Source organism: Nonomuraea sp. NPDC003709 (assembly GCF_040610775.1).
Classification (GTDB): domain Bacteria; phylum Actinomycetota; class Actinomycetes; order Streptosporangiales; family Streptosporangiaceae; genus Nonomuraea; species Nonomuraea angiospora_A.
On sequence record NZ_JBEXMW010000001.1, the window covers coordinates 457,084 to 472,445 of the forward strand.

At 69.1% G+C, this 15,362-nt stretch carries 14 protein-coding genes and 1 pseudogene; 10 read left to right on the plus strand and 5 right to left on the minus strand.

The features are described from left to right. Window positions 1–799: 799 nt before the first annotated feature. Complete coding sequence (locus ABZX61_RS02210) at window positions 800–1,060, minus strand: HGxxPAAW family protein (RefSeq protein WP_350728414.1); 261 nt, start codon at window positions 1,058–1,060, stop codon at window positions 800–802. A gap of 223 nt (window positions 1,061–1,283) precedes the next feature. Here ABZX61_RS02210 and secA point away from each other — a divergent pair, with 223 nt between their 5' ends. Beyond that, a complete protein-coding gene (gene secA / locus ABZX61_RS02215; protein WP_355190798.1) occupies window positions 1,284–4,073 on the plus strand; it encodes a preprotein translocase subunit SecA in 2,790 nt (929 codons plus the stop codon). Window positions 4,074–4,140: 67 nt separating this feature from the next. Here secA and ABZX61_RS02220 read toward each other — a convergent pair whose 3' ends face one another. The 3 genes from ABZX61_RS02220 to ABZX61_RS02230 all read right to left on the minus strand — a co-directional run bounded on the left by ABZX61_RS02220 (window position 4,141) and on the right by ABZX61_RS02230 (window position 7,289). Next, window positions 4,141–4,593, minus strand: coding sequence for an Rv3235 family protein (locus tag ABZX61_RS02220; RefSeq protein WP_350728416.1), 453 nt, complete (start codon window positions 4,591–4,593; stop codon window positions 4,141–4,143). Between the two features lie 613 nt (window positions 4,594–5,206). After that, on the minus strand, window positions 5,207–6,520 hold the full coding sequence (locus tag ABZX61_RS02225; RefSeq protein ID WP_355190800.1) for a PTS transporter subunit EIIC: 1,314 nt from the start codon (window positions 6,518–6,520) through the stop codon (window positions 5,207–5,209). 28 nt (window positions 6,521–6,548) lie between these two features. After that, complete coding sequence (locus ABZX61_RS02230; RefSeq protein ID WP_350728418.1) at window positions 6,549–7,289, minus strand: GntR family transcriptional regulator; 741 nt, start codon at window positions 7,287–7,289, stop codon at window positions 6,549–6,551. A gap of 125 nt (window positions 7,290–7,414) precedes the next feature. Here ABZX61_RS02230 and ABZX61_RS02235 point away from each other — a divergent pair, with 125 nt between their 5' ends. From ABZX61_RS02235 to nagZ, 6 genes and pseudogenes are all read left to right on the plus strand, one after another. Next, window positions 7,415–8,449, plus strand: a complete 1,035-nt coding sequence (locus ABZX61_RS02235) for an SIS domain-containing protein (RefSeq protein WP_355190802.1) — start codon at window positions 7,415–7,417, stop codon at window positions 8,447–8,449. Window positions 8,450–8,481: 32 nt separating this feature from the next. Further along, window positions 8,482–8,721, plus strand: a pseudogene (locus ABZX61_RS02240) (PTS glucose/sucrose transporter subunit IIB); the annotation flags it as partial. A 10-nt stretch (window positions 8,722–8,731) separates the two neighbouring features. Then, window positions 8,732–9,178, plus strand: a complete 447-nt coding sequence (locus ABZX61_RS02245) for a PTS glucose transporter subunit IIA (RefSeq protein WP_355190804.1) — start codon at window positions 8,732–8,734, stop codon at window positions 9,176–9,178. Between the two features lie 94 nt (window positions 9,179–9,272). After that, window positions 9,273–9,533: an HPr family phosphocarrier protein gene (locus ABZX61_RS02250; RefSeq protein WP_355190806.1), complete on the plus strand. Its 261-nt coding sequence runs from the start codon at window positions 9,273–9,275 to the stop codon at window positions 9,531–9,533. Further along, window positions 9,530–11,197 (plus strand): phosphoenolpyruvate--protein phosphotransferase, encoded by a 1,668-nt coding sequence (gene ptsP, locus ABZX61_RS02255; RefSeq protein WP_355190807.1) that lies wholly within the window; start codon window positions 9,530–9,532, stop codon window positions 11,195–11,197. The genes ABZX61_RS02250 and ptsP overlap by 4 nt, the downstream gene beginning before the upstream one ends. Before the next feature lie 72 nt (window positions 11,198–11,269). After that, complete coding sequence (nagZ, locus tag ABZX61_RS02260) at window positions 11,270–12,580, plus strand: beta-N-acetylhexosaminidase (protein WP_355190809.1); 1,311 nt, start codon at window positions 11,270–11,272, stop codon at window positions 12,578–12,580. On the opposite strand, the gene ABZX61_RS02265 is transcribed toward nagZ, so the two are convergent. Further along, complete coding sequence (locus ABZX61_RS02265; protein ID WP_350728423.1) at window positions 12,581–13,375, minus strand: FoF1 ATP synthase subunit a; 795 nt, start codon at window positions 13,373–13,375, stop codon at window positions 12,581–12,583. Window positions 13,376–13,466: 91 nt separating this feature from the next. On the opposite strand from ABZX61_RS02265, the gene ABZX61_RS02270 reads away from it, so the two are divergent. The 3 genes from ABZX61_RS02270 to ABZX61_RS02280 all read left to right on the plus strand — a co-directional run bounded on the left by ABZX61_RS02270 (window position 13,467) and on the right by ABZX61_RS02280 (window position 15,298). Further along, window positions 13,467–14,141, plus strand: coding sequence for an HAD family phosphatase (locus ABZX61_RS02270; protein ID WP_355190811.1), 675 nt, complete (start codon window positions 13,467–13,469; stop codon window positions 14,139–14,141). Window positions 14,142–14,242: 101 nt separating this feature from the next. Next, on the plus strand, window positions 14,243–14,752 hold the full coding sequence (locus ABZX61_RS02275) for a hypothetical protein (RefSeq protein WP_350728425.1): 510 nt from the start codon (window positions 14,243–14,245) through the stop codon (window positions 14,750–14,752). A gap of 99 nt (window positions 14,753–14,851) precedes the next feature. Beyond that, entirely contained in the window at window positions 14,852–15,298 is a 447-nt protein-coding gene (locus ABZX61_RS02280; protein ID WP_355190813.1) for a DUF2690 domain-containing protein, read from the plus strand. The last annotated feature ends 64 nt before the right edge of the window (window positions 15,299–15,362 follow it).

The window sequence follows — 15,362 nt, forward strand, 5'->3', positions numbered from 1 at the left end:
ACCGACCGCCCCCGCCGATGCCTCCCGCGCGGATGCCTCCCGCGCGGATGCGTCCTGCGCCGATGTGTCCCGCGCTGATGTGTCCTGCGCCGATGTTTCCTGCGCCCGCCTGACGCCTGGTCGACGTTACCCGTGCCCGTCGGCAGTGGAGGTCGCCCATCGCCCGCTAGCTGGCACCGCCCACACCTGGCCCGCCGTCAGCCAACGTCCGGACTGCCGCCAGCCAATGCCCGGACTACCGCCGGCCCACGCCAGGCGCCCCGGCTCGCCGCCATCCTCGCCCGGCGGGCCGCTCGTCAATATCGCCCGGTCCTCGACCGTCGGCGTCACGGCGTCCGGTCTGCGCCACCGCGTCCGGTCTGCGCCACCGCGTCCGGTTGTGTCACCGCGTCCGGTTGTGTCAGCGCGTCCGGTTGTGTCACCGCGTCCGGTTGGCGTCACGGTGTCACCGCGTCCGGTCTGCCCGCCGTCAACGCCAGCCGTCTTGCGCCGATACGGATCGTGCCCGCCGATGCCACCTGAGAGCGGCCGGGCGGCAGGCGACGGCGCCTGTAGCAGACCCAGGGGTCCTCCAGCGCCGCCTGTCCGGCCTATGGCTCGTACGCCGCGTACGCAACCCCTCATCCCCGCCCGACACGCGCGACGGGCTCGTCGTTACGGGGATTGTGCCCGCCTATTACGAAAGGCCGCGGCCGGCGCCATCGAGTGTGGGAGAACCGGTCACCGGCGGCGCACAGAGCGTGGGAGATGGGAGCTGGCGGGGCACCCGTGGGTGGGTGCCCGCCCGGTGAAGCGTGCGTCAGCGGTGATCTTCAGCGTGCATGCCCACGCGGGGCGCGTCGATCACGACGTCGGTGAAGATATCGAAGACAAGGGCCAGGACGCCGCCCACGACGAACACTCCGGCGCCGATCCAGACGAGCGTCCAGTTGGCGGCCGTGAGGCCGAAGCCGGCCACCACCGTGCCCACCAGCATCACCGTCACTGCCAGCCACGATGACGCGCGCCCGGCGTGGCTGCCGAGATTCTCCGTATGCTCCGACTTCTTCCCCTCAACCATGATTAATCCTTCCTTTGCCGGTTATCGCGCTTATTGGTGCGAGCCGGCTCTCAACCGGCATACCCTCTGCCTTGACCCATTCTCCCAGATGGGTGTTGCGCCCTCGTCGTCACGGTGGCTGTGTCTGGTTGCGGAACCGCCTACGATGGCAACGGGGAAGTTTGTCTCGGCCTCTCCTCCTGGCGGCGCCGCCGGGGTAGACCTGCGAGGAGCTTTACATAAAGTGGCAGCCATTCTCGACAAGATCCTACGTGCCGGCGAAGGTAAGATCCTGCGCAAGCTCAAGCGGATCGCAGACCAGGTCAACTCCATCGAGGACGACTTCACGAGCCTGTCCGACGCGGAGTTGCGTGCGCTGACGGATGAGTTCAAGCAGCGCCATGCAGACGGTGAAACGCTCGACGATCTGCTTCCCGAGGCGTTCGCGACCGTGCGCGAGGCGGCCCGCCGCGTGCTCGGCCAGCGGCCCTACGACGTGCAGATCATGGGCGGCGCCAACCTCCATCTGGGCAACATCTCGGAGATGAAGACCGGTGAGGGCAAGACCCTCACCTGTACGCTTCCGGCGTACCTCAACGCCATCTCCGGCAAGGGCGTCCACGTCATCACGGTCAACGACTACCTGGCCAAGCGTGACGCCGAGACCATGGGCCGCATCCACCGGTTCCTCGGCCTCGAGGTCGGCTGCATCATCGCCGGCCAGCAGCCCGACGAGCGGCGCAAGCAGTACGAGGCCGACATCACGTACGGCACCAACAACGAGTTCGGCTTCGACTACCTGCGCGACAACATGGCGTGGTCGCTCGAGGAGTGCGCGCAGCGCGGCCACAACTTCGCGATCGTCGACGAGGTCGACTCCATCCTGATCGACGAGGCCCGTACGCCGCTGATCATCTCCGGCCCCGGCGAGCAGTCGGGCAAGTGGTACCAGGAGTTCGCCAAGATCGTGCCCCGCCTGCGCAGGGGCGTCGAGGCGAAGAACCCGGGCGAGGAGAGCACCGGCGACTACATCGTCGACGAGAAGAAGCGCACCGTCGGCATCCTGGAGGCCGGTGTCGAGAAGGTCGAGGACTGGCTCGGCATCGACAACCTCTACAAGCCCGAGCACACCCACCTCGTCGGCTTCCTGAACAACGCGCTCAAGGCCAAGGAGCTGTTCAAGAAGGACAAGGACTACATCGTCGCCGACGGCGAGGTCCTGATCGTCGACGAGTTCACCGGCCGCATCCTGCACGGGCGCCGCTACAACGAGGGCATGCACCAGGCCATCGAGGCCAAAGAGAGCGTGAAGATCAAGGACGAGAACCAGACTCTCGCCACGGTCACCCTGCAGAACTACTTCCGCCTCTACACCAAGCTGAGCGGAATGACCGGTACGGCCGCGACCGAAGCCAACGAGTTCCACCAGACGTACAAGCTGGGTGTCGTCCCGATCCCGACCAACCGGCCGATGGTCCGCAAGGACCAGGCGGACGTGGTCTACAAGACCGAGGACGCCAAGTTCGACGCGGTGGTCCAGGACATCAAGGAGCGCTACGAGGCCGGCCAGCCGGTGCTCGTCGGCACGACCTCGGTGGAGAAGTCCGAGCGGCTGTCCAAGGCGCTCAAGCGCCGCGGCGTGCAGCACGAGGTGCTCAACGCGAAGAACCACGCGCGTGAGGCGTCGATCATCGCCGAGGCCGGGCGCAAGGGCGCGGTCACCGTCGCCACCAACATGGCCGGTCGAGGCACCGACATCATGCTCGGCGGCAACTCCGAGTTCCGCGCCGACCTCGAGCTGCGCCAGCGCGGCCTCGACCCGGTCGAGACGCCGGAGGAGTACGAGAAGGCCTACCCCGAGGCGCTGGAGAAGGCCAGGGCGGCGGTCAAGGCCGAGCACGACGAGGTCACCTCGCTCGGCGGCCTCTACGTTCTCGGCACCGAGCGCCACGAGTCGCGCCGCATCGACAACCAGCTCCGCGGCCGCTCCGGCCGTCAGGGCGACCCCGGTGAGTCGCGGTTCTACCTGTCGCTCGGCGACGACCTCATGCGCCTGTTCAACTCGGCCAGGGTCGAGATGATCATGACCAGGCTGCAGATCCCCGACGACCAGCCGATCGAGTCGGGCATCGTCTCCAAGGCCATCGCCTCCGCCCAGCACCAGGTCGAGCAGCAGAACTTCGAGATCCGCAAGGAAGTTCTGAAGTACGACGAGGTCATGGACCGCCAGCGCAAGGTCATCTACGCCGAGCGCCACCGCGTGCTGGAGGGGGCCGACCTGCACGAGCAGGTGCGCGGCTTCGTCGGCGAGGTGATCGACGGCTACGTGCAGGGCGCCACGTCCGAGGGCTTCGCCGAGGAGTGGGACCTCGACAAGCTGTGGAAGGCGTTCGGGGAGCTCTACCCGATCTCGATCAAGATCGAGGACCTCGTCGAGGAGGCCGGCTCGCGCGAAGAGCTGTCCGCCGAGTTCATCTCCGAGAAGGTCAAGGCCGACGCGCTCGAGGCGTACGCCAGGCGCGAGGAGGAGTTCGGCCCCGAGACCACGCGCGACCTGGAGCGCCGCGTGATCCTCTCGGTCCTCGACCGGAAGTGGCGCGAGCACCTGTACGAGATGGACTACCTGCGCGAGGGCATCGGCATGCGGGCCTACGCGCAGAAGGACCCCAAGATCGAGTACGCCCGCGAGGGCTTCGAGATGTTCGCCGCGATGCTCGAGGGCATCAAGGAGGACTCGGTCGGGTTCCTGTTCAACCTCGAGGTGGAGGTGCAGGAAAACCCGATCGTCGAGGAGGAGGACGCGGCCATCGCGGAGACCCGCTCGATCATCGCGCGCGGGCTGCGCGGGCCTGAGCGTCCGGCCGAGCTCGAATACTCCGCGCCCGGCGAGCAGGGCGAGGTCGAGCACACCCGCGTCCGCACCACTTCGGCGGAGCGGGCCGCGTACGGAAACGTGGAGCGCAACGCGCCCTGCCCGTGCGGGTCGGGCAAGAAGTACAAGCGCTGCCACGGCGATCCCAAGAACGCCGCCTGACGCTTCTTTTTGAGACCCCCACCTCGTGTGGGGGTCTCTCTTTTTCTGCGTCTTTTCTGCGCCTTTTTTATGCTGTTTCAAAGTCGGTGCAGAGCCATTGGGCGCCTCTCCGTTCGAGCCGTATCGCCAGGACGCGGTTGCGGTCGCCACAGTGCACCAGCATGCACATCTCCACGGCGCCGTCCCTGGGCTCCTTGACGTGCACGCTGCCGGCGAACGGGGGGCGGCTGGTCCTGATCATCTTGCCTGCCTGGACCAGCTCCCGGTAGGCGCGAGCTGTGAGCTTGTCGGCCACGGTCTCCGGCGGGCGGCGGCCCGCGAGCACCTCTGCCAGCGCCTGGCCGAGGTGGCGCAGCTTGCGCTCATCGGGGATGGATCCCGGCGGGCCCCATACGAGGGGGTGGGGGTCCAGGGCCAGGGTGCCGTGGATTTCCGGGGGTGCGATTTCCGATGTCGGCTGCTCTTCGTCGTAGGGGGGTTCGGGGGTGGGGGTGACGCCGATGCGGGGGGTTGTTGACACGCATCCTCCAAATTCTTGGACGAAGAAAGAATCGTTATAAGGAGTTTTCGGTCTGGGCTAGGAATACAAATGCCGCCAACTTCTCCTGGGGGTGGCTGGGTTTGTCCGTCTTTGATGGAGAAGATTTTTGGAAGTTGGATCCCCTTGGAGTGGGGGTGGGCGGCTATTCCGGACATGATTGGCTGGGTTGCGGGCGCCCCAAACCCTTTTGGGCATGCGCGTAGTGGGGTGGTGGCCGTCCCTTTTTCGGGGACGCGGAGTGGGCTCCGCCGTTGATGGGCGCCGGACGCGGCCGCGGGGCGTCTCACCGACGCGGCGCTTTGGAGGGCTGGGCGGGGCGAGGCACGTGGGGCGGCGGTGTGGCGCTGCGGCGGGGTGGCCTGGGGCTCGTGGGGCTCGCGCTCGCGGGGCGTTTGGCCGGGCGGTGGTCGGGGGCTGGAAGGGCGTGTCGTCCGTGGCGCGGTGGTTGTGGGCTGCCTGGGCGTCCCGTTTATGGCGTCCAGGCTGGGCTGTGCTGGGTGCCGCCGTCTCGCCGTTGTTGGCGCCGGGCGCGGCCGTGGGGCGTCTCCGTGGGTGGGTGGAGCGGCTTGGGGCGGGGGTGAGGGGGTGGCGGTTAGGTTTCGCCTGAGTCGAGGTCGGGTTCGGGTTCGCGGCCCGGTGTGAGGATGTTGAGTTTGCGGATGAGGAAGGTGAAGACGGCGTAGTAGACGACGCCGTAAATCACCCCCAAGATCAGGATCCCGGGCAAATTCTGGGTGTTCGACTTGCTGGCGTTCAGGAGCATGTCGAGCAGGCCGGCGGAGAAGCCGAATCCCAGTTGTCCGCCGATCAAGGTGGTCAGGGCCATGGCCAGGCCGGTCAGGATGGCGTGCACCACCAGGAGCAGGGGGGCCACGAAGATGAAGGCGAACTCGATCGGCTCCGTGATCCCCGTGACGAACGACGCCAGGGCGGCCGAGAGCATGATGCCGCCCACCGTGGCGCGGCGGTGGGGTGGGGCGGCGCGCCACATGGCGAGGGCGGCGGCGGGCAGGGCGAACATCATGATGGGGAAGAAGCCGGCCATGAACTGGCCGGCGTGCGGGGCGCCGCCGAAGTAGCAGTTCCAGTCCCCGCCCAGCACCCGGCCGCCCACCTCGCACTGCGGCACCACGTACCAGACGACGGAGTTGACGAAGTGGTGCAGGCCGAGGGGGATGAGCAGGCGGTTGATGAGGCCGTAGATGCCGGTGCCGATCGGGCCGATGGCGGCCAGGGCCTCGCCGGCGTGGCGGATCCACTCGCCGATCACCGGCCAGAGCCAGCCGAAGACCACGCCGAGGAGCAGGGCCACGATGGAGGTGATGATGGGGACGAATCGGCGACCGCCGAAGAAGGCCAGCCAGGACGGCAGCTTGATGCGGTGGAAGCGCTGCCAGAGGAGGGCGGCGACCAGGCCCATGACGATGCCGCCGAGGACCTTGGTCGGGTTCTGCATGCCGTAGTTGATGATCTCCTTGATGCCCTGGGCCTGGGCCTCCTTGATGAGGACGGTGTCGCGGATGTCGGAGCCGAAGAACATCACCTTGGTCACCCGGTCGAAGACCAGGTAGCCGACCACGGCGGCCAGGGCGGTGGAGCCGTCGGCCTTGCGGGCGAAGCCGATCGCCACTCCCACGGCGAACAGCAACGGCAGGTTCTCGAACAGCGCCGCGCCGGCCGCGGCCAGCACCTCGGCGACCTGGTTCATCCAGGCGAACCCGGCCACGTCCGCCAGGCCGCCCGGCTCGGCGCCGTTGGAGCCGAGCATGTCGGGCTGGCCGAAGCGCAGCAGCAGGGCGGCGGCGGGCAGGGCGGCGATGGGCAGCATGAGGGAGCGGCCCAGCCGCTGGAGCACGGTCATCACGCGAGCGAACGGCGAAGGCCGGGCGGCGGTGGTCTCGTTCACCGGGCGTTCCTCCGAGCCGGGTGAGGCCTCAGCCCCGTCTTACGGGCATTTCCAGGATGGTGCGCAACTGGTAGCGATCCGCACGATACGTGGACACGCCCAGCTCCGCACAGACGCCGCCGGCGAACGACCTGCGCTGCAGCAGCAGTACGGCGCCGCCGCGCGGGAGCTTCAGCAGGTCCGCGTCGCTCGGATCGGCGATGCCGCCGTCGATGGTGAGCTCGCCGGCGTCCATGACCAGGCCGTAGCGGCTCTCCAGCAGCTCATAAAGTGATTTATCCGACAGGTCGTGGGAACCCAGGTCGGGGGCGAGCTTGACCGGGATGTGCGCCCGTTCGATGGACAGCGGCTCCCCGTCGGCCATCCGCAGCCGCTCGATGAAGTGCACCTCCTCGCCCGGCTGGATCCCCAGCTCCTTGGCGAGGTGCGCGCTGGCCCGCACGATCCGGCGATCGAGGTCGCGCGAGCCCGGGATCATGCCCCGCGCCCTCATGTCGTCGGTGAACGACGTCAGCTGCAGCGCCAGCTCGATCTTGGGCCGGGCGACGAACGTCCCCTTGCCCGGCACCCGGTGCAGGCGACCCTCGGACACGAGGTGGTCGACGGCCTGCCGTACGGTCATCCTGGACAGGCCGAAGCGCTGGCAGAGCTCGCGCTCGGACGGGATGGCCGCCCCGATGCTCAGCTCGTCGCTGTCGATGAGGTCCAACAGGATCTCGCGGAGCTGGAAATACTTGGGCACCGGGCTGTCCGGATCGATGTGCGCCACGGATCCTCCCCTCGATCGCGACCTTGGCAATGGGTTATGGTTCGTACTGGTCTAGTCCGGACTAGACCACATGTCGCGAAAGACGGTCAAGTCCGCGTCGCAGTCGATCAAGGAAAGAGCCCGAGATGACCACGAAGATGCGCAGCGAGATCGCCGAGCAGCCGGCCGCGCTGCGGGCCACCCTGGACTCCCTGCTGCCGAGGGTCGACGAGGTGAGAGCAGTGGGCGAGCAGACTCGCCAGCTGCTGTTCATCGCGCGCGGTACCTCTGACAATGCTGCAGTTTATGGGCGATACCTGGTCGAATCACACGCGGGCCGCCTGGCCGCGCTGGCCGCGCCCTCGATCGCCACGACGTACAAGCGCAAGCTGGACCTGGACGGGGTGCTGGCCGTCGCGATCTCGCAGTCGGGGCGCACCGAGGAGATCGTCGAGACGCTGGCCTGGGCCAAGGACTGCGGGGCCAGGACTGTCGGCATCACGAACGGCGGCGAGCAGAGCCCCCTCGCGCAGGCCGCCGACGTGGCCCTGTGCACGGTCGCCGGCGAGGAGAAGGCCGTTCCCGCGACCAAGACGTACACGACGCAGCTCGCGGCCCTGGCGGTGCTCGCGCTGGGCCTGGGCGCCGACGTGGACGCGGAGGACCTGCGGCGGGTGCCCGAGGCGGTGGAGAAGCTGATCACCGAGCCGGGCGACCTGGAGGCCGTGGTCGAGGGCCTGCTGGACAAGCCGGGCGTGGTCGTGTCCGGGCGCGGGCTGGCGTTCTCGACGGCCCTGGAGACGGCGCTGAAGCTCAAGGAGGCCTGCTACCTGCACGCCATGGGCCTGTCCTACGCCGACCTGCTGCACGGCCCCATCGCCGTGGTCGACGCCGACACGCCCGCGCTGCTGGTCGCCGCCGAGAACAGCCCGACCCTGTCCGGTACGGTCGCGCTGGCCGAGCGGGTGGTGGCCGCGGGCGCGGCGGCGTACACGATCGGTGGCGGCGACGCGCTCGCACGGGCGGGCACCGCCGCGCTGAACGGCCCCCACCTGCCCGAATGGGTGGCTCCGATGGGGTTGATCGTGCCCGGTCAGCTGCTCACCGAGGCGCTGGCCCGCAGGCTCGGTATCGACCCCGACGCGCCGCGCGGGCTGAACAAGGTCACCCAGACCGACTGAAATAGCCTGGTCACAAGAGCTCTAGGGAGGGCCGGATGGCGGCTGACGCGAACGCGATCATCGCCGGTTTGGGCGGGGCCGACAACATCATCGAGATCGAGCCCTGCATCACCCGGTTGCGCACGGAGGTGCACGACGCGTCCAAGGTCGATCAGGCCGCCCTCAGGGCGGCGGGCGCGCACGGCGTGATGGCCGCGGGGAACGTGGTCCAGGTCGTCGTCGGGCCGGAGGCGGACACCATCGCCAGCGACATCGAGGACATCATCGGCTAAGGGCGAGACCATGACGACTGTTCTCGCCCCGGTTGAGGGGGCAGCTGTGGGGTTGGCCGCCGTGCCCGACCCGGTGTTCTCCGCCGGGCTGGTCGGGCCGGGGGCCGCGATCGACCCGCTGCGCGGGCCGGGCAAGGCCATAGCCCCCATAGCTGGAAAAATCATGAAACTGCATCCGCACGCGTACGTCATCGTCGGAGACGACGGCAGAGGCGTCCTGGTGCACCTGGGCATCGACACGGTCCAGCTCAAAGGCCAGGGGTTCGAGCTCCTGGCCGCCGAGGGCGACCGCGTGAGCGCCGGTCAGCCCGTCGTGGCCTGGGATCCGGCGGTCGTCGAGGCGGGCGGCCGCTCGCCGGTCTGCCCGGTCGTCGCGCTCGACGCCCTCTCCGGATCCGTGACCGAGGTCGCGGAGGGGGCGGTTCACGCGGGGGACGAGCTCTTCCGATGGGAATAGCTCCGGAACGAGCGTGTTCGCCGAGACGGCAGAATGTACACGCGCTATCGCACGAGGGTCCGGCTGGTCTGGACCGGCACCAGAAGGAGGAGTAATGGGTGAGCGCAAGGTCACCGTGGGGGCGGAAGTGGGGCTGCACGCCCGGCCCGCCGCGACGTTCGTCCAGCGGGCGAAGAAGGCCCCCATGGACATCACGGTGACGAAGTCCCACGGCAGCCAGCAGGTCAACGGCAAGAGCATTCTCGCGATCATGGCCCTGGACGTCAGGCAGGGCGAGACCGTCGTGATCAGCGCGGAGGGCGAGGGGTCGGAAGAGGTCCTCGACGAGCTGGCCGCGATCGCCGCGGCGCCATGAACCTGCGGGGGGTCGGGGTCAGCCCGGGCATCGGGCACGGCCCCGCGTACGTGCTGACCGTCTCCGTGCCCGAACCCCCCGAGGGCGCCACCTACACCGGTGAGGCGGATCAGGAGAAGGAGCGCGCGATGGCCGCGCTCACACAGGTCGCGGGAGAGTTGGAGGCCCGGGGGAACCAGGCGGGCGGCGAGGCCGAGGAGATCCTCAAGGCCCAGGCGCTGATGGCCGAGGATCCCGGGCTGGTCGTCAAGATGCGAACGTTGATCGACCGCGGCCTGGCCGCCCCGAGGGCGGTTTTTGAAGCTTTCACGAAATATCGGGACGTACTGGCCGGGTCCGGGGGCTACCTGGGCGAGCGGGCCGCCGACCTCGACGACATCAGGGACCGCGTGATCGCGCTGCTCTACGGGCACGCCATGCAGGGGCTCCCGGTCGCGCCCGAGGAGCCGTACGTGCTGGTCGCCAGGGACCTCGCGCCCGCCGACACGGCGATGCTGCGCAAGGAGGACGTCGCCGCGTTCGTCACCCAGGAGGGCGGCCCCACCAGCCACACCGCGATCATGGCCAGGGCGATGGGCGTGCCCGCCGTCGTGGCCTGCCCGGGCGCGCTGGAGATCCCGCCAGGCGTCCGGGTGATGGCCGACGGCACGTCGGGAGACGTACGCGTCGAGCCGGCCGAGTCCGACGTGGCCGAGGCGGTCGGCGCGGACGCCGCGCGGCAGGCGGCGATCGCCGCGGCGAAGGGACCGGGCAGGACCGCCGACGGGCACCCGGTTCCGCTGCTCGCCAACATCGGCGGCCCCGCGGACCTCGACGACGCCGTCAACGCCGGGGCCGAGGGGATCGGGCTCTACCGCACCGAGTTCCTCTTCCTCGACAGGACCGAGCCGCCGTCCACGGGGGAGCAGCGGCGGGCCTACCGCGCGGCGCTTGAGGCGTTCCCCGGCGGCAAGGTGGTCGTGCGAACCCTGGACGTGGGCGCGGACAAGCCGCTGGCGTTCCTGCCCGGGCCCGCCGAGCCGAACCCGGCGCTCGGTGAGCGGGGGCTGCGCAGGTTCAGGAGATTCCCCGACGTCATGGCGGCGCAGCTCGGCGCGCTCGCGGCCGTCGCCTCCGAACGGCTCCAGGTGATGGCGCCGATGGTGGCCACGGCCGAGGAGGCCGCATGGTTCGCGCAGGAGTGCCGGGCCAGGGGCCTGACGAACGTGGGCGCGATGGTCGAGGTCCCGTCGGCCGCGCTGCGCGCCCGCGAGCTGCTCACCCGGGTGGACTTCGTCTCGATCGGCACCAACGACCTCGCCCAGTACGCCTACGCCGCGGACCGCCAGGTCGGCGCCGTGAGCGCGCTGCACGACCCGTGGCTGCCCGCGCTGCTGGACCTGGTGGCCATGACCGCGGCCGCCGCCGCGAGAGCGGGCAAGCCGTGCGGCGTCTGCGGCGAGTCGGCCGCCGACCCGGCGCTGGCCTGCGTGCTCGTCGGGCTCGGGGTCTCCTCGCTGTCGATGGGCGCCGCGGCGCTGCCCGCCGTACGCGCCGTGCTGGCCGCGCACACGCTCGAGCAGTGCGAGCGGGCCGCCGAGGCCGCGCGGGCGCAGACGACGGCGGCGCAGGCGCGTGCGGCGGCCCGTGTGCACCTGTCCGGGCTCACCCGGCTGGGGCTGTAACCGGGTCCACATCCGGCCGTCTTGGTAAAGGGACGGTCTGGTGTGGGTTGTCTCATGGATACCTTTGGAGGCATGCTTCGACGGATCGGTACGGCAGGCCTCCTCGCGATCGCTCTGACAGCCTGCGGCGCAGGCGGCAGCCCGGCGGGTGCGACCCCGACCGGAGGAGGCAAGGCCGCACCGCCCGCGCAGACCCCGCAAACGACGCCTCCGCAGACGACGCCGCAGAGCCCGCCGCAGGCGCGGCAGGGCGCCGTCGAGCGCGTCCTGGCGAAGATGAGCGTCGAGGAGAAGGTCGGCCAGCTCTTCATGCCCGTCCTGTACGGCACCGCGGCCGACACGGTGTCGGGTGAGAACCAGGCCAGGTACGGCGCCCAGACCCCGGCCAAGGTGATCGCGAAGTACCATCTCGGCGGCGTGATCCTCTTCCCGCACAACATCAAGGGCGTCGGCCAGGTCGTCGGCCTCACCAACGGCCTGCAGCGCGCGTCCGCGGACGTCCCGCTCCTGATCGGCACCGACCAGGAGAACGGCCTGGTGGCCAGGATGTCCGCGCTCATGACCGACTTCCCCGGAGCCGCCCGGATCGGCGCCACCAAGGACCCCGACCGGGCGCGGGCCGTGGCCAGGGCCACCGGTGAGGAGCTGCGCGCGCTCGGCGTCAACCTCGACTTCGCCCCCGTCGCCGACGTGAACGTGAACCCCAAGAACCCGGTCATCGGCCCCCGGGCCTACGGCAACGACCCGGCGCGGGTGGCGAAGATGGTCGCGGCGGCGGTCAAGGGGTTCGGCGAGGCGAAGGTGGCCGCCACCGCCAAGCACTTCCCCGGCCACGGCGACACCGACGTCGACAGCCACACGGGGCTGCCGGTGATCAAGCACACGAAGGCTCAGTGGGAGAAGATCGACGCGCCGCCGTTCAGGGCGGCGATCGAGGCGGGCGTGGACGCCGTGATGAGCGCCCACCTCGTCTTCCCCAAGCTCGACCCGTCGGGCGACCCGGCCACGCTGTCCAAGCCCATCCTGACCGGCCTGCTGCGGCAGAAGCTCGGCTTCAAGGGCGTGATCTCCACCGACGCGCTCAACATGGAGGGCGTGCGCAAGAAGTACAACGACGGGGAGATCGCGGTGCGGGCCGTGCTGGCCGGGGCCGACCTGCTGCTCATGCCGAACGACCTGCCGAAGGCCTACCAGGCGGTGGTGGCGGCGGTGCGGTCGGGCCGGATCTCCAAGGACCGGCTCGACCAGTCCGTCACCAGGCTGCTCACGCTCAAGCAGGCCAAGGGCTACCTGACCGAGGCCCCCGCCGCCGACGCGGAGAGGGCGGCCGGCGTGCTGCGCTCCACGGCGCACCGCAAGCTGGCCGCCCAGGTCACGCGCTAGCTAGTGCGCGCCGCGCAGGCCGCTGGCGATGAACATCCCGGCCAGCATGGCGAACAGGAACGCCTGTAGGAACTGGATGAACATCTCGAACGCGGTCATCACGATCGTCATCAGCACGCCGAGGACGCCGAGCCCCGCGCCCAGCGGGGTGAGCCGCTCGAACAGGAACCAGAAGCCCACCGAGCTGAAGAAGGCCACGAGGATGTGGCCGGCGAACATGTTCGCGAACAACCGCACGAAGTGGGTGAACAGCGACGTGATGAACACCTCGGCCAGGATCAGCGGGGCATAGAGGCCGTACGCCCAGCCGGGCAGGCCCGGGAGGTGCACGATGCCCCGCAGGTAGCCGCGCACGCCGTGGTGCCGGACGCCGAGGTAGACCTTGATGCCGTACACGATGAGCGCCAGCACCAGGGGGAAGGCGATGTGCGCGGCGACGGGGAACTGGATGAGCGGGACGATGCCCATCAGGTTCCAGATGAGCACGGTCAGGAAGGTCGTGAGGAGGAAGCCCATCCATCGGTCGGAGTCGGCGCCGAGGCTGGGCCGGGCGATCTGGTCGCGTACGAACAGGTACGCGTACTCGCCGATGCTCTGCCAGCCGCGTGGGATGATCTTCGGCTTGGCGAACGCGGCCCAGCACAGGGCGATGGCGATGACCGAGCTGAGCAGGGCGATGAGGACCGGTTTGGTGAACCATTCCGGGCCGCCGGGAAAGATCGGCGCGAACTCGAAGAGTTCCAGTCCCGGGGCGGTCCATCGGTCGGGGGAGGTGATCAGGATCGTCGTCCGCACGGCGGTCCTTTCTGGGTAGCGACTATCGCTGGAAGCACACCTTAACCGGATATATCGGGCGACCTTTTTATAGGGTTTTAACGGTTTATAAGTGCCGGTGACGTTCTATTCTGGAACGGTGCTTACGGGTGTGCTCATCGACTGGGGCGGGGTGCTGACGACCAGCCTTACCGACTCCATCGCGCGCTGGATCGCGGCGGACAGGATCGACGGCGACCACTACCGCCACGTGATGCGGAAGATGGTCGACCACGCTTACGGCGACGGTGTCGGCGAAAGCGTCGTCCACGCGCTGGAAAGGGGCGAGATCGACGGCTCCGCCTTCGAGCGCGACCTCGCCGCCCGGCTGCTGACCGTCGACGGGGTGCCGCCCGTGGCCGAAGGGCTGCTGGAGCGGATGTTCGCGGGATTCGAACGCGTTGACGCAATGTACGACATGCTCCGCGACGTACGGAAAAATGGTGTCAAAACGTGTTTGGTATCTAACTCTTGGTCAAACGAGTATCCCCGCGCCGACTGGGACGAGCTCTTCGACGCGGTCGTGATCTCCGGCGAGGTCGGCATGCGCAAGCCCGAGCCGCGCATCTACCACCACGCGGTCGAGCTGATCGGCCTGGCCTGCGAGGAGTGCGTGTTCATCGACGACATCGAGGCCAACATCCTGGCCGCCCGCGCGCTCGGCATCGCCGGCATCCATCACAAAGATGCCAACTCGACCATCGAGGAACTCGAGTCTCTCCTCCGTCTCACGCTGCGACGGGCATGATAGAGCCCTTGCACGCTGAGATGTGGCCGCCGCCGAGTGCGGACCTCCATCTCGGCACGCCGAGCTGAGCTCGGCCAGAAAGAAAGCACGAAAGGTTCGTCATGCGCGTCTATCTGCCGTGCACTCTCCCGGCACTGGCCCAGGCGGTCGAGGCGGGAGAGCTGGGTCCGGCCCCGCTGACCGGCTACGCGGTGACCCCCGCGCTGACCGAGTGGTACGCCTCGGGCGACACCGAGGAGCTCGAATACGTGGCACTCACCGAGGCGGCCCGCGCGTCGCTGCGGATGCTGGCCGCCGACCGCGCCGACGGCGCCGAGACCGCGTTCCGGCGCGTGGTGGTCGCCGCCGAGGTGCCGGAGCGCTCGGTCGCCGCAGGAGTCGATCTGGAGGAACGGGCGAGAGTACGCCTCGCCGACCCGATCCCGCTGGCCAAGGTGGCCGCGGTGCACATCGACGACCACGAGGCGATCACCGACATCGAGGCCGCCGTCGCCGCGCTGCCGGCCGCGGACGGGGGCGACGACGACGCGAGATTCACCGTGGACGGGGCCGAGGCGCACGAGCTCATGTGGTACGCCACGCAGGAGATTTCCGACCTTCTGCGATCATAACAACGACGTTACATCGATCACACTTCCTTGACCGTTTGGAGCCGGGCCTCGCTAGTGTCGCGATCTAGCAAGTGTTGTTTACGCAAGGAGTCGGTCCAAGTGAAGCTTCGAGTTGCCGCTACTGTCCTGGGAGCCGTCACGGCGGTCCTCCTGGCGGGCGCGCCCGCGCACGCCCAGGCCAAGCCGGGCGACCACAAGGACCCGTCCAAGTCGGGCTGCTGGAACTCGGCCAAGGTGGTCAAGACCGCCCCCATCAAGAGCCGCCTCGACGGCAACGTCGGAACGATCAAGCTCTGGTGGTCCGGCAAGTGCAAGACCAACTGGGTCGAGATCCGCACGGCCTCCTCGGCGACCGGCACCATCAGCGTCTACGCGGCGGACGGCCGCTATGACCAGTTCCGCTTCAAGGCGGGCAACAAGGGCCGGCACTGGGGCAACATGGTCTGGGCCAACAACATGTGCGCCTGGGGCGGCGCCTCGATCCAGTGGAACGGCGGCCGTGGGGGTCAGAACGGCGCCGGCACCACCGCGAAGGCCTGCGGCTAGCTCTCCCTCCAGGGGCCGTGGCCGGATGGTCGCGGCCCCTGTTCTGGGCGTTCATCGAAACGTC

What these genes read in the sequence shown, in the direction of transcription:
- ABZX61_RS02210 (WP_350728414.1), bottom strand. Translation starts at nt 1,060, where the DNA reads ATGGTTGAGGGGAAGAAGTCGGAGCATACGGAGAATCTCGGCAGCCAC.
- ABZX61_RS02235 (WP_355190802.1), top strand. Translation starts at nt 7,415, where the DNA reads ATGACCACGAAGATGCGCAGCGAGATCGCCGAGCAGCCGGCCGCGCTG.
- ABZX61_RS02245 (WP_355190804.1), top strand. Translation starts at nt 8,732, where the DNA reads ATGACGACTGTTCTCGCCCCGGTTGAGGGGGCAGCTGTGGGGTTGGCC.
- ABZX61_RS02250 (WP_355190806.1), top strand. Translation starts at nt 9,273, where the DNA reads ATGGGTGAGCGCAAGGTCACCGTGGGGGCGGAAGTGGGGCTGCACGCC.
- ptsP (WP_355190807.1), top strand. Translation starts at nt 9,530, where the DNA reads ATGAACCTGCGGGGGGTCGGGGTCAGCCCGGGCATCGGGCACGGCCCC.
- nagZ (WP_355190809.1), top strand. Translation starts at nt 11,270, where the DNA reads ATGCTTCGACGGATCGGTACGGCAGGCCTCCTCGCGATCGCTCTGACA.
- ABZX61_RS02275 (WP_350728425.1), top strand. Translation starts at nt 14,243, where the DNA reads ATGCGCGTCTATCTGCCGTGCACTCTCCCGGCACTGGCCCAGGCGGTC.